Source organism: Butyricimonas paravirosa (genome assembly GCF_032878955.1).
Classification (GTDB): Bacteria; Bacteroidota; Bacteroidia; order Bacteroidales; family Marinifilaceae; genus Butyricimonas; species Butyricimonas paravirosa.
Genome location: NZ_CP043839.1, coordinates 3,588,369 through 3,607,275 on the forward strand (window position 1 = coordinate 3,588,369; position 18,907 = coordinate 3,607,275).

Genomic DNA, 18,907 nt, shown 5'->3' on the forward strand with positions numbered 1-18,907 from the left:
AGTATTAAGCCTGTCAATTGTTAAAATGGATTTGTTAAATTTGCGTGTATGAGAAAGCAACAGATAATCATATTAGGAATTGTGTTTGGTATATCCTTGCTGGGATTGATTATTCTCCAGACCAGTTATTTCCAAACGGCTTACGAGGTGAAGAAGGAGCAATTCTTCTACTCGGCTAACCGGGCTATGGATGATATGGTCGATTATATCCGCAAGCAGGAAGAGGCGGGTAGGCTTTCTGAAAACAGGAATCTGTCTGAGGTCAGACGTCGGGGAGTGGAGATTGATGCCCCGATCTATATTGATCCGAAACGTCCGATTGCCGTGAAAAATGACCCGTCGGCAGTTGCCAATTCTATGCTTAATTTGATTGATGATGATTCGGAGGTGAAGGATGTCAGTGAATTTGTGGGAAGTAAGTTCAAGGAAGATAATCTGGCCACTTCTATTTCTAAGTTGCAACAAGCCATGAAAGAGCGAACCGGGGAAAATTACAGGTTTGTACCGGAAGGGAAAGAGGATAAACACGTGATCGAGGGGCGGGTAGATTTGAATAATCTATATGGTTTTATCGGTAACACGCTGACAGACGCGGGAATCCGTTCTCGTTTTGAATTCGGTATTAAGGAAAATGGTAAATTTATTTTGACTTCCAAGAATTTTTTAAGTCATGTCTCGGATGATGTGACGCTTAGCCGGAAGATATTTCCGGGTGAAAGCTCATCGGCTATCCTGTATCTGAAGTTCCCGGACGCATCGTCCGATACGGCAGGTTCCGTGTGGATGGTTCTGCCCGGGGTGCTGATCACGATTGCTATCGTGTTTTGTGCCGTGTTCTGTCTGATCGTTATTGTCCGGCAGAAAAAGTTGTCGGTTATCAAGAATGACTTTATTAATAATATGACGCACGAGTTCAAAACCCCGATCGCAACAATTTCTTTGGCATCCCAGATGTTGAAGGACGGGGCGGTGACGAATACCCCGGAGACCATTGACCGGGTGGCCACGATTATCCGGGATGAGAGTAAACGTTTAACTTTCCAGGTGGAACGGGTGCTGCAAACGGCTTTGTTCACGGAAACCCGGATGAAATTAAAGCTAAAGAATATAAATATTAATCAGTTGATTGAAGATTTATTACCTAAATTTAGCTTACGTGTGGAGGATAAAGGGGGTAAGTTCTCCGCTTATCTTGAGGCGGATCAAGATGAAGTGCTTGCGGATGAGGTGCATGTGACAAACGTGATTTCCAATCTCGTGGATAACGCGATAAAATATTGTGTAAAACCACCAGAAATTACCATTTATACTCGTAATAAAGATAAAGAAATTATAATAAGTGTCATTGATAATGGCATAGGAATTGCTAAGAAAGATCAGAAGTTGATCTTCGAAAGATTCTATCGTGTGTCCACGGGGAATTTGCATGACGTGAAGGGATTCGGCTTGGGACTATCATATGTGAAGAAAATCGTTGAGGCTCATGGTGGAAGGATAGACGTGGAAAGCTCCCTTGAAAAAGGTAGTTGTTTTGACATCATTTTACCTTTAACCGTAAAAAAGCAAAAAATAAAGAGAACCTTATTTTTCTAAATTCGTATATTTTTACAGAGAATTAAAAAATGAGAATTATTTAAAACAACATAGCTATGGATGAGAAAATTAAAATTTTATTGGCAGAGGATGATACCAACTTGGGTATGCTTCTTAAAGAATATTTGAGAGCTAAAGGTTTTGAGACCGTTTTATGTGAGGATGGAGAGATTGCATATGAAAGGTTTTTGAACGAACCGTTTGACATTTGCATTTTCGACGTGATGATGCCTAAAAAAGATGGTTTTACGCTTGCGAAAGAAGTTAGACAGATCAATAGCGAAATTCCGATTATTTTCTTGACGGCTAAGTCGATGAAAGAAGATGTGTTGGAAGGATTCAAGTTAGGAGCCGATGATTATATGAGCAAACCTTTCAGTATGGAAGAGTTGTTGCTTCGTATCGAGGCTGTCTTGAGAAGATCAACCGGGTTGAAACCGGAAGACGAACAAGAGATCTTCAAGATTGGTAAGTTAACATTCAATTCTAAGAAACAAACCTTGTTTGACGGGGAAGAAGAACAAAAATTGACCACGAAAGAGTCTGAGTTACTTCGTCTGTTGTGCTTGAATGTAAACAAGGTATTGGAGAGAAACTACGCTTTGAAGAATATCTGGGCTGACGACAATTACTTTAATGCCAGAAGTATGGATGTTTATATCACGAAGTTACGTAAACATTTGAAGAAAGATCCGTCGGTGGAAATTATCAATGTTCACGGAAAAGGATATAAATTGATTCTTTGATGATAAAAAGGGGATTCGGAAGAGTCCCTTTTTTGTTGGAAGTTGACAGGTTTCAAGTTGCAAGTTAAAAAGTTTCTATGTAAACTTGCAAACGATAACAAGTCAACTTTTGTTTTATAGTTAAGGACAATAATTTTAAAGAGATGAAAATAGCGATAGCATGTGACCATGCCGGTTACGAGTACAAGGAACGGTTGGTAAAATACCTTCGGGAAAAAGGTCATGAAGTAAAGGATTTCGGTGCTTATTCTGCCGAGAGTATGGACTATCCGGATACAGCTCATCCGATGGCTGCGGCCGTGGAGGCTGGTGAATATGAAAGAGGAATTGCCATTTGCGGAAGTGGTAACGGCATTTCCATGACCGCCAATAAGCATCAGGGTATTCGTTGTGCTTTGTGCTGGAACATGGAACTTGCAGCTTTGGCTCGTCAGCATAATAATGCGAACGTGGTTGGATTGCCTGCTCGTTTTATTGCTTACGAGGAAGCTCAAAATGTGGTAGACGTTTTTTTGTCAACAGATTTTGAAGGTGGTCGCCACCAAAGAAGGGTGGAGAAGATTCCGGTAAAATAAAAGGGTTGGAAGGTTCATAAAGTTTATAAGGTCTATAAAGTTCTTGGTCCCCCGAGGGGCGCTTTGTCTATGACAGCTTGAGCTGCCGTTAAATCATTGTCCGAAGGACACCCGTTACTTTATAGACCTTATAAACCTTATAACTTTATGAACTCCGAACGTCAGATTCGGCACATATCCACCGGCATTTCTTTCTGTGCGTCCGTCACGGCCAAGGTGGTCATGTAAACAATGTCTCTCACGCTACATCCCATTTGTAAAATATGTACGGGTTTATTCAAACCAAGTAAAACGGGTCCGATGATTTCGTTGTTTCCTAGTTCTTGCAACACACCCAAGGCTATACTTCCGGAACTAAGGTTTGGGAAGATAATCGTGTTCACGTCCTTGTCTGCCAGTGGGGAGAACGGGAAACGTGCTTGTCGCAATTCGGTATTGAATGCGATGGATGCAGACATTTCGCCGTCAACCAGGATTTCGGGGTATTTACGATGAAGCGTGTCAACAGCCTCTTGTATCTGTGCCGGGCTACCCAAGCGGTATTCCCCGAAATTGGAGTATGAGGTGAGGGCGACAATCGGTTCCACGTTGAATTGTTTTACAGCCTCGTAGGTCAGGACGGTCACGCATTCCAGTGTGTCGGCTGACGGATGACTGTTGACTGTCGTGTCGGCTAGGAAATAAGTACCTTTTTTATTGGTCACGATGTGCATACCTACGGCATATTTGCAACAAGCTCTTAGGCCGATGATGTCTTTGGCAGCCCGGAGTACATCGTGGTAATTAGAGTGAATCCCGGAAATAAAACCGTCTGCCTCTCCTGATTCAACCATCATTAAACCGATGAAATTCGGGTTTTTCATTAATTCTTTGGCTTGTTCCAGAATAACCCCTTTTCTTTGTCTTTTTTCGTAATAAGCTTGGGTGTATTGATCTATTTTATTGATCTCTTTTGCCGGGTCGAAAATGGTTAGTTCGGGTAACTCTAATTTATATTGTTTTTGGAGAGTTTCGATTTCGCTTTTGTTGCCGATGAGTACGGGATAAGCGATCTTTTCGGAAAGTATTTCCTGTACGGCCATCAGGGTTTTTATATCGGCTCCTTCTGCGAACACGATCCGTTTGGGGTTAGTTTTGGCTTTACGGGTCATTCGGCGCATGAGTCTTTCGTCTTGGCCCATACGTTTTTCCAGTTGATCCCGGTAGGTATCCCAGTCTTCGATCTCCGTGCGAGCAACTCCCGATTCGATGGCGGCTTTGGCCACGGCAGGGGCGATGCGACTGATCAGACGGGTGTCCAGAGGTTTGGGAATGATATAATTCCTGCCGAAAGCGATGGACGGGTCATTGTATGCCATTTTCACGTTTTCGGGAACGGGTTCTTTCGTCAATTCAGCCAGCGCGTAAGTGGCGGCAAGTTTCATCTCCTCGTTTATGCTCCGGGCTTGCACATCCAATGCTCCCCGGAAGATATACGGGAATCCGAGTACATTGTTGATCTGGTTCGGGTAGTCCGAACGTCCCGTGGCGAAAATGATGTCCGGGCGGCTGTGAATGGCTTTTTCATAGCCGATTTCCGGATTCGGGTTAGCAAGGGCGAATACGATCGGGTCTTTGGCCATGCTTTGAATCATTTCTTCGCTCAATATATCAGCGACAGAAAGACCTAAAAACATATCAGCTCCAACGAGAGCTTCGGTTAGTGTACGGGCAGAGGTCTCAACGGCAAATTCTTCTTTCTCTGTGTTGAGGCCGGCTCTTCCCGTGTAGATAACTCCTTTGCTGTCGCACATGATCATGTTTTCTTTCTTCACACCCAATGCTTTATAAAGGCGGGCGCAGGAAATGGCCGCGGCTCCGGCCCCGTTGACCACGACACGAATGGTATCAATTTTTTTCCCGTTGAGTTCGAGGGCATTTAATAACCCGGCAGCTGAAATAATGGCTGTCCCGTGTTGGTCATCGTGCATCACGGGAATATCCAGTTCTTCTTTGAGCCGGCGTTCGATTTCGAAACATTCGGGTGCTTTAATATCTTCCAGGTTTATTCCCCCGAAAGTCGGGGAGATCATTTTAACCGTTTCGATGAATTTATCCACGTCTTTCGTGTCGAGTTCGATGTCAAACACGTCGATGTCCGCGAATATTTTAAACAATAATCCTTTCCCTTCCATGACGGGTTTGCCGGACAAGGCACCAATATCTCCTAGTCCGAGTACGGCTGTCCCGTTTGAAATCACGGCTACCAGGTTGCTCTTGGCTGTATATTTGTAGGCATCAATTTGATTTTTCTGGATTTCCAGGCAGGGTTCCGCTACCCCTGGAGAATAGGCCAGTGAAAGATCATATTGTGTACTATGTGGTTTTGTCGGAACGACTTCAATCTTTCCGGGACGTCCCATTGCGTGGTAATGCAGGGCCTGTTTTTTATCCATGTTGTTCATATTTTTAGTCATTTTAAGCGTGTGTAAAGCTATTTGGACTTGATTTAAATAACAAGGTATGATACGTTAATAAAAAGTTAAAGTCAGGACATTAACTCGGGTTAAAAGAATTTATAATTAATTTAGCAAATTGTAACATTGGTGCGTTAGATAATGGGAAAATTTGGAGGCATAATATTGATCTTGATATTATTGATGTGGTGTTGTAATACCCGGAAAACGGTTGTGGAGTTTAATCTTATCGGGTCTTCAGGGATACAGCCGGAGCTGATGGTTAACGGGGAGGAACGGGAAATTGAAGTGGATGACTCCGGCTATGCCAAATTGATGCTGACAGGGGGCGAACGCGGATACGCAACGTTAAAATATGGAAAGGATCGTCTTCCTTTGTTTATTGAAGACGGAACGACATTGCAAATATATATTTACGGGGACCATGCTAAAGGGAATATCCGTTTTGAAGGAGACGGCTCTCCCAAGAATAATTATTTGAATAGTCAGGTCATGAAGAATCTGTCTGTCGATTATGAACTGAATGCCCCGGAGTTTTTAGGCCAGTTGAAGGACTTGATTCAAGAGCAGTTTCATTATCTGGATACCATGGGTTTCGATGCCGCTTTTACTGAGATGGAACGGAACCGGATCAAGTTTTCCACTTATAAAGCGTTGGAAAATTACCCTTTGTATCATGCTTGGAGTACGGGAAACACGGATTATCAGCCGGATACCGCTTATCTTTCCTGTATCAAAAAATTGATCAAGGAAGATGAGAAGTTGTTGGTTCTGAAGGAGTACCAGGAAGGAATGGCCTCCTTGGTTTCGTTGATCAGTACGTACCACATGAAGGAGCTGGATGCCTACAAGCAAGTGATGGCACAGTTTGATTACGTGATTCACCATTTGACGAACGAGACGCTGGTGGAGTTCCTGATCGATCATTACGCTTATGCTTATTTGCTTGGTGTGGGAATTGACGAGCATATTGATGATGTCTTGCGGGTGTATGATTTTTACGTGAAGGACCCGGCATTGCGGAAACGGTTTCAAGAGATTTATGATCGTTGTGCGAAAATTGTCCCCAGTAGTCCTGCTTTTGATTTTATGTTTACGGATATTGCCGGGCAAGCCGTCGAATTGGAAGATTTCAGGGGAAAATATTTGTTCATCAACGTGTGGACTACTTGGGGTGTTCCTTGTCGCTATGAAAATCTGGCTTGGGAGAAACTGGAGAAAGAGTTTGAAGATGAAAATATCGTGTTCGTGGCTGTTTCTTGTGATAATGACCGTGCTGTCTGGGAAAAGCGGGTGCGAGAGAATCCCAAGGGAGAAGTACAATTATACATGGGGAGTGACCGTTCTTTCATGGATTTTTACATGATTCGCGGAATCCCTCGTTTTATTTTGATCGCTCCGGATGGACGTATTATCAACTCGGATATGTCACGACCTTCTGATCCCGAAACAGCGAAAACGTTGCGGGCTTATCTGAAAGAAAAATAGTTTTTTATTTAAACCACTGGGTCACGTCCTCATTTTTCAGAATGTGGATGATTGTCTTGCCGTCAGCCGTGTAATTGGGATGCTGGCAGGCGAACAAGTTGTCGAACAGATTGCTCATTTCCTGTCTGTCCAGTGGGGTATTGTAATCTAGCGATGCCGCCTTAGCGAGCGACAGGGCTATGCGTTCCCTCATTTTATCTCGGATTGAACCTTCCGTGTTCTTGTAATGTTCAATCAGGCTGATAAGCACTTCTTTTCCGCGAGAAGTCGACAAGTCGGACGGGGTGGCGTAGATGGCGTAACAATTCTTTCCGAATTCTCCGAGTTCAAAGCCTAACATGGCCAGATCGTCCATGATTTCTTTTACGAGTAGAAAATCTTCAGCCGAGAGTTCCAGAGTTTCGGGGAACAGGCTTTTTTGTCCGCAGATTTGTTGGTGTGACAAGGTTTCCAGGTAACGTTCGTATAGCACCCGTTCGTGCGCCCGTTTCTGATCAATGAACATCAACCCGGAATGAACGGGCGTGACAATGAATCTGCCTTTCATTTGCACGAAAGAGATGATTCCTTCGTGGTCCTCCTGTTTCTCTGCCATTTCGGGGATTTCAGTTTGTACTTCTTCGGTTTTATCTTCCAATCCGGCGAAGAGTGCATCCCAGTTCGCGGGAACTTTTTCCTTGTGCCGGGGTTCGAAGTTCTGGCGTGAACTATTACCGCCTGACTGTTCGAAGTTTGAATCTTCTTTCGAGATCGAGGTGGAATAGTTGAACGGGTTGTAATGGGGATTATAACTGACCTTGGGAACCTTCGGGAGAATCGGTGAGTCGGGAACCGTGAAGTCAACCTTGTCTTCCGTGTCAAAGTCTATTGTTGGGGTTACGTTGAATTTGCCCAAGGCCTCTTTCACGCTGGCCAGTATAATTTGGAATATAGCACTCTCGTCTTGAAATTTGATCTCCGTCTTTGTCGGGTGGATGTTCACATCTATAATGGAAGGGTCCACCGTGAAATAAAGGAAATACGAGGGGATCATGTCCCCGCTAATCAGTCCGGCATAGGCTTCCGTGATTGCTTTATGGAAAAAGTTATGTTTCATGAACCGGTTGTTCACGAAAAAATACTGTTCCCCGTAAGTTTTCCGGGCGTGCTGGGGGATGCACACGAAACCATTGATGGTGACGATTCCCGTTTCGCAATTAACCGGGAGTAGTTTTGTATTAATCGTTTTCCCGAAGGCATTAACGATGCGCTGACGCAAGCCGGATGCGGGCAGGTTGTATATTTCATTCCCGTTGTTGACGAGCGTGAACGCGATATCCGGGGCGGTGAGGGCTACCCGTAAGAATTCCGTGGTAATATTACGGAGTTCCGTGGTGTCCGATTTCAGAAATTTTCGCCGGGCGGGAATCGTGTAGAACAGGTTTTTAACCAGCATATTTGTTCCCCGGGAACAATTGATATTTTCCTGATTTTTTAATTCAGAATCGGCCACGAAGAGGTAGGTCCCCAGTTCATCCTCTTCCCGTTTGGTGCGTAATTCCACCTCTGCCACGGATGCAATCGATGCAAGGGCCTCTCCGCGGAATCCCATCGTGCGGATGTTGAACAAGTCCTGTGCGCAGGATATTTTGGATGTGGCATGACGTTCAAAAGCCATGCGGGAATCTCTCGGGGACATTCCTTTCCCGTCGTCAATGACCTGGATGAATCCTTTGCCTGCGTTCTTTAGGATAACTTGTACTTTTGTTGCCCCGGCATCAAGGGCATTTTCCATTAATTCCTTCACCACGGAGGCCGGACGTTGTACGACCTCTCCTGCCGCAATCTGGTTCGCTACCGAGTCGGGTAATAATTGAATTACGTCTGCCATACCGGAATCCTTAGAATAATTTCATGATAAGATCAATCTTGTAAGTCGCCAAATAAAAGATCGCAATCAATATAATGATAAGTATCATAAAGAGACGGGTTGCGTAACCAAGGCGCAATCCACCACGTTCACTTTTACGTTTAGCATACTCCTTTTGCAATCCGGCTCTGACATCGGGGATATATTCATCTCCTTCTTCCGGCAGACCCAGTTCTGTGCGAATGCGTTTCTCTCGTTCTTTTCTGGCTTCGGCCTCCGGGTCCCAATAGCGGGGTTTCGGGTTGAAACGGCGATATTCCGGTTGTTTAAATAGTCCCATGATTTCTATTCCTTAGCACGTTAAATCTTTAATTGTTCGTTTTCGTTTTCTTCGATGTCTTGCCAAAACTACGGGCAATCCATTTCGGTACGATAAATGCCCCGATAAACAGGTAAGGGTAGTAGCTGATGAGCCTCCATAAAATGGCCATCGCTATGGCAACCCCGGCGCTCGGAAGAAATTCTCCGAGGTACTTGGAGAAGACAAATTCCGCAAAACCGCTACCACCTGGAGTCGGGCTTACCAGCATCATGATCCACATGACGAGTTGTCGTGCAAAGATAAGAAAATGTTGCGCCCAATCATAACGTCCGAACCAAAAAGCCACGAGGATGGCGTTCACCACCCAGTAACGTGCTGTCCACGAGAAGAAAGTCGCTCCGAATGTTTTTAGCCAGAAGGAGAACGGCATATTTCTTAATTCGTGGGAATTCCGGATAATATCGGTTCCGGCCTCGTTGGCATCATGACGCCATTTGCGGAGAATGCGCCACCGGAATAATTTCATGATCAGCCATTTCAAGCCCCGAGGATTCTTGAATAACCCGTAGCTTAACACGAGAAGGTAGGCAAGTTTCACGCTATACCCGATAACGGCCACGAGAATTAACCCGTCGGCCACTGCTTTCGTGGTATCCGGCATTTCCCACAGTGCCTGATGGTTGACGAACAGCAGTATGAGTGGAAACATGATGATGAAGTACAATTCGTCAAGAAAGGAGGTTGCCATGACCATGGCGGAACTTTTCCCGACTCCGATTCCTTCTTTATGCACGAAAAGGATCGCCAGGCTGGTTCCCCCGATGGCGGAGGGAGTTACGGCCGAGGTGAATTCCCAGAGGAATATGACCCGGATGGACTGAATCCAGTTTAGTTTCCCGCCGGACAGTATTTTGATCCGGATAATATACCCGAAATCCCGGATGGCCATACACAGGACGGCAACGAATAACCAGAACACGGTGTTCCATGTAAAGGTGATCATGTCAAATGCTTTGGGATCGAATTCTTTATATAACATGTAAGAGACCACGGCCAACCCGATAATGATGGGGTATATGATTTTATACGGGCTGATTTTTTTTGTCAGTTTCTGGTTCTCTTCTTGGCGCTCCTGTTCCATAAACTCTGGTTTTTATTTGTGGCTAATTTACGAAAAAAAGGACAACGTGTTAAACTCGTTGTCCTTTTTTTCAGGAAAGAGTGGTTAATTAGGCTACGATGATTTTTTCACGACGGGAGAGATTTTCGTGGTATCGTTTACTTACAGCCCGGTGAATGAAGTACATGTAAGGTAGTCCCAAGTTGGTTTCGAGAAGGGAGTTAACCACGATGGTCATGAAACTTGGGTTACGGATTCCCGTGACCAGTAGTACGAATTCCCATGCGAATTGTACTAGAATCCCGATGGCAAGAATCCACGGTATGTTAATCTTTCGGGTTTCGTCCGTCGTTCTGATGTTATGAATACAAAGAATAGCATATCCGACGAAGAGGATGAGGGCCATGATACCATGGTAGGCTCCCGTACCCCTTGAAATGGCGATCGGGGCGAAATTACCCCCGAAACTTTGGCTTAGTAACGAGGTGGTAAACCAAGAGGCGATAATCAAGATGGACCATTCCAATGCCCGTTTGTCCCGGTCGAGCCAGAGCCATATCCATACGAAATTCGTGAAACCATAACTCATGCTTAACCACAGGAGAAAACAGAACGGATCGGCTCCTTCCACACTTCTCGTGCCTAAATACAGGTAAAAATAACCATAGTCAACAATGAAATACAGGATTCCGGCCAGTAATCCGACAATGATTGCCAAATATCTTTTCGTGTAAACTAAGGTTGCACCTAAGAAAAGTAGGAACGCGACATCAAGGTACATGTAAAGTGCGTTCATCGTACGTGCTGCAATAACTTCCATTATGTTGTATTTTTAGGTTTAGTGATGATTTATGCAACATAATTTATGCCAAATTGGATTTTTTTTGCTGAAATGCTAAAAATTGTTCCTACCCGTTTCTAGGATTTGTAATCTTCCGGGTGAAGTCTTACCCTCGGTATGGCTACTCTTGCGTCTTGTCGTTATCTCTTCGTTATCCTTTCGATGAAGTCAGTTTCTATAGGAACGAAGGGAAAACGGAGAGTTGACGACAACATAAAGAGACAGATGTAAGTGTTGGTTTGGGGATGGAGGGGTAGAGAAATAGTTTTGAAATAAAAATTTGAGTATTTGCACTCCACTTTTCCTTGTTTTTTTAAGCCGTTCCAAAACCTAAAAAAAGCCCCGAAAACACTCTTAAAAAGAAAAAGCATTGAATTTCAATGCTTTAGGTGGTGTTCGTGGACTTTAAGGTTGAATTATCGAACCAATTTGTTGCCGATTGGGTTAAAATAATACAGTTTATGAATGATATTGGATGAGGTAGAATCACGTCTTTCATAAACGATTAGAGGGAAATGGGGGGACGTACCCCTGTGTCGTTTTTCCGTATCCTCTCTCTCGGCTTTTTTTAGAGGTTAATGAAGTAGGAATAACAACCGTATCTTTCATGAATCTGGGGGATATTTGAGAAATTCTCGAAGTTTACTATACTTTCTGTTTTTATTGTTCTTACTTTTTCGTATCCGATACTATTTATAGAAAAAATCAAGACATGGCAACAGGTAAAAGACAATTTAGAGACATGGAAGATGACGTGAAACAGAAAATCAGTCAAAGTTTGAAAAACCGGGGAAAATCTTCGGAACACGCTCAAAAAATTTCGGATTCGATGAAGAGATATTGGAAAACCGTTCCGCCTAAACCGAAACCGAGTGACGAGGAGAGTTCGGGGGTAATTTGATACCCCCCTTTTTTTCACCACTTATCAAGGTGAAAAAACTTGCTTTTTGGCAAGGTGATAATAAAAGTGCTAATGTGAAAATGAAATGTTATGTTTTGATAAACTAATGATAAAAACAAGTATAAATAATATATCTGATATAGGTGATGATTTTGTAGCTAATATTAAAAATGATGTTATAATATCCCACAGGTACAAGCAAGAAATGCCCCTTTTGAAAATTCGTTTAGAGCATGGGCATGATGAATTGATAATAGAGTTTACCTCGAAGTTATTAGGGGATGATATGATTTATTTGATAAACCAGTCTAACATTCGTCAATGTTTGGATAATATCAATGCTCTTGGTTGTTGTCACTTGGCGGTCGATGCGATTCTTAATGAGGCGGAAGTTTTACGGTGTGATGTAACGAGAGATGTTCTTTGTTCCGACATATCGAAAATTTCAAATTATGTGGCTACACATATTAAGAATAACAAAAAATGGGTTTGTAAGCAATACCAACAAAATGGTGTCGTGCTTGAAAATGTCGTGAGTACCGCAAGATGTAAAAAACGCTTGACGATATATGATAAGCATAAGGAATTGTCAAAAAGTCGAAATCGTGACTACTTGAACGGTCTTTCCGCTAAGTCTGCCGTGGAGGATTTCTACAAGGATAAAATTAGGTTCGAGTTAAACTTGAACTCCAAAGAACAGATTCGGAAAAATTTGAATGTGGAGGAAACAACTTTAGTAAAGGTGTTAGCCGCTTGTGGTAATCCTATCTTGAACATTCTGGATGAGGTGTTATGCCAACCTGTTTCATGTGAAGAGGTACAAGGTCTCTCTTTACGAGATTATGAACGACTTGCATTTTTACGTGAACATGATAATGACTTGCAAAAGGTGGAGATGAAAGTTCGTTCCCTTGTTTCTTGTAACACTTCAATCAATAAAACGATGAAACCGTATAGGGAATTGTTAGGCCGCTTGAATCAAAATATTTCCGTCATTTCTTTTCCGGCTCTATTGAAAGAGCCTGCCTAACCTTTTCCGTGAGGGTGAACAAGTCTTCCGGGGTGTTGATTTTGAAAATGTCTCCCCTAAATTCCACGAACCCGGATAATTCATTAATACGTGGTGTCTGAAATAACTCCGAGACTTCCACGCCTAAAACTTCGGCGACTTGGCGTAATCGGTCAAGGGTTGGATTACCGTTGAGGCTATTGGATAGGTTTACTCGATTAATGTGTAAGGCCGTGGCAATATCTTGCATACTCATACCTTTTAGCTTGCATAGTTCTTTCACTCTTAATTTGCTCATGTCGTAATGGTTTATTGGTTACAAATATAGTAAGAATTTCAATATACTATTACATTATGAAGAAAATATAGTGATAAACCATTAAAAAGTAGTTGATTAATTTGGTAAATTGTAAATAAATCACTACATTTGTGGTGTAAAAACAAATAAACCATTACAAATATGAAAAGAATAGTAAAATATAGGATGGGATGTAGCGGTTCGGGTTGGGGAATCTGGGATAATGAAACGGGTGAAAAGGTGGAGGGATGTGGAACACGTCTAAATGCCTTGGAACGGTTATACGAGTTGAATGGTTGGACTAAACCTAAAAGGTGGTACTAGCGTGTACCACTTTAAAAATGTGCTGTTTTAATCTTTTAGATAAGGTTTTAGAACACGATTTTTTGTACTGGAATAACGCAAAGAATTAAAATGAAACAGGAGATAAAAGAAGTTGTGATATTTGCCCGGGTGTCCTCTACTGGGGATAGACAAGACTACCAACGACAAGTAAATGATTTAACCGACTATGCAACTCGAAACGGGATGAAGGTAAAAAGAGTGTTCGCCGAAAAGGTCAGCGGGGGAAAACGTAATGAGGAACGGGAGGAGTTGATGAACATGATTGCTTACGTGAAAGAACACAAGGTTAAGAAAATCTTGGCAAGCGAGTTGTCCCGGGTTGGGCGGAACACGTTACAAGTCTTGAAAACTATCGAGATACTGAACGAGAACGGGATTAGCCTATTTATCCAGAATTACGGGATTGAAACATTGACGGACGAGGGAAAGATAAACCCGATGAGTCAACTACTTGTCACGATTTTGGCGGAGATAGCTCGAATGGAGAGAAAGACCATACAAGAACGTATGGAGAGTGGGTATCGTAATTACCGGGAGAATGGGGGTAAAGTTGGTAGGAAAGTGGGGTATCGGAAAGACGAAAGAAAACTATTACAGGAATACGTGGACGAGGTGAAGTTGCTAAGAAAAGGTTACTCGCTTCGGAACGTAGCGAAAATAACAGGACATTCCGTTTCCACCATCCAAAAAATTAAGTTAGTTTTGGCGAAACAATAAATAATGAAATTAAAATATGACACCCATTAGGCGTTTGTTAAATGCTGAAAAGTATGTACCTTTGCATCGTTGAGGATAAAATACCTTGACATTGTACATATAGAAGCGTTTAGCTTTATCCTGTAACTGAAAATCTGGTAAATTTTTGTATGGAACAGGGAGAAGGCGATACAAACGTTCATGCTTTGGCTTTATATGCTTGCATATATAAGTTTTAGCGTGGGGTGTCGTTTTATTTGTTCCAAGGTTTACCAGAGCCGCAGTTACGATAATTCAACAATCCTCACGCTTCTTTTATTTATAAATCTACCACTTGGGGATTGGGGTAAAATAAATAGTAATTTAAACATGAAAAAGATTTTTTTATTGTTAGCGTTGTTCTCAACGATGTTTATGGCTTGTTCTGATGATGATGATGAGAAAGATGGAGATGATGGTGGTAAGAGTGAAAATGTGGTAAAGGTCGGGGAGAAAACGTATAAAGTTTATGGAATCGATGCCTATTACCTTCAAGATTTGGAGCAATTCGTGATAGGTTTTTATCTTCACGAGAAAAAAGTGGTCAATAACGATATTTATTTTGCCGCCAGTGATTTTAACTTGAACTCTATTGCAAAAGATAAAGTATATCAAGTAAACAGGTACATGGATATGAGTGGAAAAGAGCAAGAGGCGAATAGTTTTGATGCTTTTATAAATGACCTGCATGATAACACGGAGCCTTTGTATAGTAAAGCAGGTTCATTGAAGGTTTTAGAATATGATGCTCAAAAAAGACAGGTTACAATGGAATTTGATGTGACTTTTGATGATATGGAAGGTGGAAATGTGAAAGTAATGACGGGAACATTCACGTTTGTGTATGCCGTAGAAAATTCTGATGAATAAATGAGTGTTTGGATATTGTTACGTGAATTCGGTCAATATAAAACTTGAAGGTTTTGAAGAATCGGCACGATCCGTGCCGATTCTTTTATATTGAATTTTTTTTACAAAAACGATAGTTTAATGTCGCAAAGTTGGGTTTTTGATTTTTTTGCGTGTATATATGCACAAAATTTCAAAAGCATTATGAATATGTAAGCAATAAGTAAGATTTAACCCTTGATAAACTACGGGGATTAGGAGAGAACTGTCTGAACACATACGCTAAGCGTGGCAGTTTGAGGTTAAGTCAAAATGTGGGAATAAGGTGTTTCGACACCATGGTAATTCGTATGTGAATGTTTAGCGATACGGAATTAGATGATTATAGAAAAGAATTTAGAAAAATAGGACTCTCATTCACTGATGAAGAGATGCGTGAAATATTAGGTTATTTATATGTTTATGGGAGTATGATGTATGATATGTTGGATAATGAATTAGTTTAATTATGATGAGGGTAAAGAAAACAGATACTTCCAAAGACAGAGTTGCGGTTATTTGGTGTCGAGTATCAACGAAAGAGCAATTTAAAAATAATTGTAGTATAGATGTACAAAAGAAAGAATGTAGAGAATACGCAACGCAGCACAATATTCAAGTAATTGGAGAATATGAGGGGAAAGGTGAAAGTGCCAAAACAACCAATGGACGGCAATTTCAAGAAATGTTGAAAGTTGTAACATCAAATAAGAAAGTCAATACAATCTTAGTTCGTACTTATGACCGCTTCTCTCGTACGGGAGGAGAGGGAATTGTGGTTAAAGAAATGTTGCGGAAACGAGGAGTAGATTTGATAGCAGTTGCTCAACCTGTTGAAAAGAATACTCAGGGAGAGTTTTTAGAAGACTTGTATTTAATATTAAGTAAGTTTGATAATTCTCAACGGCGAGACAAATGTTTAGCGGGAATTAAGGGATGTATGGAACGGGGGGATTGGTGTTGTCGAGTTCCGATGGGGTTTTCTCGGAAAAAGGTAGATAAAAGACATATAATCACGGTTAATGAAACGGGTAAAATATTACGAGAGGCATTTTTGTGGAAAGCGAATGAAAATATAACTAGTGATGAGATTATGAGACGATTAAATCGGAGGGGTGTTTTTATAAAGAAGTCGCAATTAAGTGAGATGTTCCGGAATAAGTTTTACTGTGGGATGATTCGACATTGGTCGTTAGGCGAGGATTGGATAAGGGGAAATCAAGAAATTCTTATAGAACCGGAAATCTTTGATAAGGTCAATCGAAAGATGAACGAGGGGCATTTAGCTGGGTATGAGAAACAGGAAAGCAATAACTTCCCATTAAAAGGTCACGTTTTCTGTCCAGATTGTCATAGACCGTTTACGGCTTATACAGTGAAGAAAAAAAATCGGGATTATTACAAGTGTAACACGAAAGGTTGTTGTCATAATCGGGCTGCCGATGTGATGCACCAGAAGTATATAAACTTATTGTCTGATTATCGAATCCCTAAATGTCTGTTCCCGATACTTCAACGAGTTTTTACGAAAGTTTTTTGGGAAAACAATCAACGGGAGAAGGAAGAAATTAAATCTTTGAATATCCGTTTGACCGATTGTGAGGTTAAGGCAAAGGCAGTTCGTTTGCGTTATGGCTTGGGTGAAATTGATAAGGAAATTTATGACGATACGATGAATGTCTTGGAAGAACAAAAAGATGAGATAGAACAAAATTTAGAGCTATACAAAAATAAATTATCGAACCTTGACCGCTATACAACAAAGGTACTTAAAATGTCTTGTAAATTAGGGGATTTGTGGCAAAAAGGAAATGCAAGAGTTTGCCAAAAGCTCCAAAATTTGGTCTTTCCACAGGGTATTGAATGGGATGATAAAAATGATGATTATCGAACTTTTTCGGAGAATGAAGTATTCCGGTTATTTCGTAAAATATCAACGACTTACAAGTATGAAAGTAAAAAAAATACTCCACTTTCCAGTGAAGTATCCGCTTTAGTGGAGAATAACGGAAACTCGTTTTTATGGTAATGGTTTGGTTATTAGTATATTATTTTGTTTCAGTTTTTTCTGTTTGCAATCTTTGTTTCAGTTTTATTCCTTTTGCTAATTGGGATTAATTGTTTTATAATTAATATTTTATCTTGTCCTTTCTGTTGATCTGATCTTTTGTATTTTTGTAATAAACTAAAAAATGAACTTATGAGATCGGTGTATGATTTTTCGTTAGCTGAATTGAAAAATTTGGATCAACAATCTTTCGAGTATTTGATAAGTCAAGGGAACAGGAGTCTTGATGAGTCGATAAAATCGTCTTCAACTCTTTCCCATCGAGCGTATACTGTAATGGCATTCGTGTTCGCATTTTTTTCATTTGCAATGGAATCCGTGATAAATTCAGCTTGTTTGACGATAAAGGTTATTTTTACTCTTGTTTTTGTTACTTCTTTAGTTTCCTTATTTCTATCAGCAAAACCGTATAAAATAAAATATGCTGGACGCATTCCCGCTCAAATAAATCTTGAAGGTTGTTTACGACGAGGGGGAATGTCTTCCTATCATTATTTGCTTGCGGCGGAACTCTCTGCAATGAGACAAGATATTGAATTTAATAGAGCCTCATTGGAAAAGCGGACACGGTTATTTGTATTCGGATTGCTCATGTTTTTTATTAGCTATATTGTTATAATTGTACTCTCGATGTTTGGGGTGTAGGATACTGGGGTGATCCTGTTCCGGGTTCTGGTGTTGGGCTAACGGGGATTTCGTCTTCGTAGCCTTTGATATTTTTATCTGATTTCATCTAATTATAGATAATGAATTGGACCATAATTATGAATTAACTCATCAAGAATTCGTTAAAAAAATTAAATAATCTAGAATCTTGAGTTAGAATTACATTGTATAGATCGATTAAAGCACTTGTGGGGTAGAATCGAGTATCAATATGGTTAGAATTTTCTCTACTTAATTCTAAAATTATATCCTTTTCATTGCTATCACTAACATATATTTGAAAAATACGATTTTTAAAATTTGTCGTATATACTCCATCTTTTGGGGGGGAGATAAGATTATTTGTGGCAATGCTTGCGTCTTGCAAGACTAAATTAGGATGTCTTTGCCACAGTATTTTTCTATTTATTGTATCTCTTAAAAGTTTTGTAATAACTTTAGATTCTTGTTCAATGAAGTTCATTATATTATATTTTTTAATTTTCGAAGTTGCTCTGTTGTATCAATAACTACAATTATTCTTCTGTATGCCTCATAGAGATCGTCATTGTTGGCATTGTGAATTAGTTTACGAATACATACGTATTTGTTGCGTGTCCTTTTTTCCTCTTCTTTCGTTAAAAAATCGCATTTATATAGAAATTTGAGTTGTTTAATTGCTTTTTTTGTAGGAATTGACCGTGGCGAATGAGATTTGAAAAAATCTAGTTTAGTCTTTAGTGAACTAAGGTGTAATCTTAATGTTTGTTTGTTTAGGTTTTTTATTTCATTGAGAAATAAGCTGTTGCGTGCCTTTAGTTCCTCTATTTCTCTTTCAGACAAATGTTTGAAGAGGATTTCTTTATTGGTTAAATTAACAGCCTTTTTCACCTTTGCTGTGAAAATGAATGTCAATATTGTAATTGAGAAGCCTGCGATGGAACATAAATTGCTGATATTGCCAAAGTCTGAGATGAATTCTAATATCATATTCACGCTATTTTCCATAGGATATTTGGGCTTGTTAT

The 18,907-nt window shown here is 40.9% G+C and carries 19 protein-coding genes; 10 read left to right on the top strand and 9 right to left on the bottom strand.

The window, feature by feature from the left end; all coding sequences use genetic code 11:
• Positions 1-48: 48 nt before the first annotated feature.
• The 3 genes from F1644_RS14550 to rpiB all read left to right on the top strand — a co-directional run bounded on the left by F1644_RS14550 (position 49) and on the right by rpiB (position 2,914).
• Positions 49-1,593, top strand: a complete 1,545-nt coding sequence (locus F1644_RS14550) for a sensor histidine kinase (protein ID WP_087419607.1) — start codon at positions 49-51, stop codon at positions 1,591-1,593.
• A gap of 56 nt (positions 1,594-1,649) precedes the next feature.
• Entirely contained in the window at positions 1,650-2,339 is a 690-nt protein-coding gene (rprY, locus tag F1644_RS14555) for a response regulator transcription factor RprY (protein ID WP_027200284.1), read from the top strand.
• A gap of 143 nt (positions 2,340-2,482) precedes the next feature.
• Entirely contained in the window at positions 2,483-2,914 is a 432-nt protein-coding gene (rpiB, locus tag F1644_RS14560; RefSeq protein ID WP_087419608.1) for a ribose 5-phosphate isomerase B, read from the top strand.
• Between the two features lie 161 nt (positions 2,915-3,075).
• Here rpiB and F1644_RS14565 read toward each other — a convergent pair whose 3' ends face one another.
• Entirely contained in the window at positions 3,076-5,358 is a 2,283-nt protein-coding gene (locus tag F1644_RS14565) for an NADP-dependent malic enzyme (RefSeq protein WP_118303436.1), read from the bottom strand.
• Between the two features lie 153 nt (positions 5,359-5,511).
• Between F1644_RS14565 and F1644_RS14570 the strand changes: the two genes are divergently transcribed.
• Positions 5,512-6,858: a TlpA family protein disulfide reductase gene (locus tag F1644_RS14570; RefSeq protein WP_118303438.1), complete on the top strand. Its 1,347-nt coding sequence runs from the start codon at positions 5,512-5,514 to the stop codon at positions 6,856-6,858.
• A gap of 4 nt (positions 6,859-6,862) precedes the next feature.
• On the opposite strand, the gene mutL is transcribed toward F1644_RS14570, so the two are convergent.
• From mutL to F1644_RS14590, 4 genes are all read right to left on the bottom strand, one after another.
• Positions 6,863-8,728, bottom strand: coding sequence for a DNA mismatch repair endonuclease MutL (mutL, locus tag F1644_RS14575; protein ID WP_118303440.1), 1,866 nt, complete (start codon positions 8,726-8,728; stop codon positions 6,863-6,865).
• A gap of 10 nt (positions 8,729-8,738) precedes the next feature.
• Complete coding sequence (locus tag F1644_RS14580) at positions 8,739-9,047, bottom strand: hypothetical protein (protein WP_118261539.1); 309 nt, start codon at positions 9,045-9,047, stop codon at positions 8,739-8,741.
• Positions 9,048-9,075: 28 nt separating this feature from the next.
• Positions 9,076-10,170: a lysylphosphatidylglycerol synthase transmembrane domain-containing protein gene (locus F1644_RS14585; protein ID WP_118303442.1), complete on the bottom strand. Its 1,095-nt coding sequence runs from the start codon at positions 10,168-10,170 to the stop codon at positions 9,076-9,078.
• 88 nt (positions 10,171-10,258) lie between these two features.
• On the bottom strand, positions 10,259-10,969 hold the full coding sequence (locus F1644_RS14590) for a hypothetical protein (RefSeq protein WP_087419614.1): 711 nt from the start codon (positions 10,967-10,969) through the stop codon (positions 10,259-10,261).
• Between the two features lie 733 nt (positions 10,970-11,702).
• Here F1644_RS14590 and F1644_RS14595 point away from each other — a divergent pair.
• Positions 11,703-11,891, top strand: coding sequence for a hypothetical protein (locus tag F1644_RS14595; RefSeq protein WP_118303444.1), 189 nt, complete (start codon positions 11,703-11,705; stop codon positions 11,889-11,891).
• Between the two features lie 214 nt (positions 11,892-12,105).
• A complete protein-coding gene (locus F1644_RS14600; protein ID WP_147378869.1) occupies positions 12,106-12,921 on the top strand; it encodes a phage/plasmid replication domain-containing protein in 816 nt (271 codons plus the stop codon).
• Here the strand turns inward: F1644_RS14600 and F1644_RS14605 are convergent.
• On the bottom strand, positions 12,884-13,198 hold the full coding sequence (locus F1644_RS14605) for a helix-turn-helix domain-containing protein (protein ID WP_118303448.1): 315 nt from the start codon (positions 13,196-13,198) through the stop codon (positions 12,884-12,886). The genes F1644_RS14600 and F1644_RS14605 overlap by 38 nt on opposite strands.
• Positions 13,199-13,360: 162 nt before the next feature.
• On the opposite strand from F1644_RS14605, the gene F1644_RS14610 reads away from it, so the two are divergent.
• The 4 genes from F1644_RS14610 (at position 13,361) to F1644_RS14625 (ending at position 17,195) form a co-directional block, all read left to right on the top strand.
• Complete coding sequence (locus F1644_RS14610; protein WP_158571806.1) at positions 13,361-13,522, top strand: hypothetical protein; 162 nt, start codon at positions 13,361-13,363, stop codon at positions 13,520-13,522.
• A gap of 102 nt (positions 13,523-13,624) precedes the next feature.
• Positions 13,625-14,260 (top strand): recombinase family protein, encoded by a 636-nt coding sequence (locus tag F1644_RS14615; RefSeq protein ID WP_118303690.1) that lies wholly within the window; start codon positions 13,625-13,627, stop codon positions 14,258-14,260.
• Positions 14,261-14,608: 348 nt separating this feature from the next.
• A complete protein-coding gene (locus F1644_RS14620; protein WP_118303450.1) occupies positions 14,609-15,148 on the top strand; it encodes a hypothetical protein in 540 nt (179 codons plus the stop codon).
• A 487-nt stretch (positions 15,149-15,635) separates the two neighbouring features.
• Positions 15,636-17,195, top strand: a complete 1,560-nt coding sequence (locus F1644_RS14625; RefSeq protein WP_118303452.1) for a recombinase family protein — start codon at positions 15,636-15,638, stop codon at positions 17,193-17,195.
• A 245-nt stretch (positions 17,196-17,440) separates the two neighbouring features.
• On the opposite strand, the gene F1644_RS14630 is transcribed toward F1644_RS14625, so the two are convergent.
• The 3 genes from F1644_RS14630 to F1644_RS14640 all read right to left on the bottom strand — a co-directional run bounded on the left by F1644_RS14630 (position 17,441) and on the right by F1644_RS14640 (position 18,869).
• On the bottom strand, positions 17,441-17,668 hold the full coding sequence (locus F1644_RS14630; protein WP_147344430.1) for a hypothetical protein: 228 nt from the start codon (positions 17,666-17,668) through the stop codon (positions 17,441-17,443).
• A 335-nt stretch (positions 17,669-18,003) separates the two neighbouring features.
• On the bottom strand, positions 18,004-18,363 hold the full coding sequence (locus F1644_RS14635) for a hypothetical protein (RefSeq protein ID WP_118303456.1): 360 nt from the start codon (positions 18,361-18,363) through the stop codon (positions 18,004-18,006).
• Positions 18,363-18,869, bottom strand: a complete 507-nt coding sequence (locus tag F1644_RS14640) for a hypothetical protein (protein WP_147344431.1) — start codon at positions 18,867-18,869, stop codon at positions 18,363-18,365. Before F1644_RS14640 ends, F1644_RS14635 begins: the two co-directional genes overlap by 1 nt.
• Between the last annotated feature and the right edge of the window lie 38 nt (positions 18,870-18,907).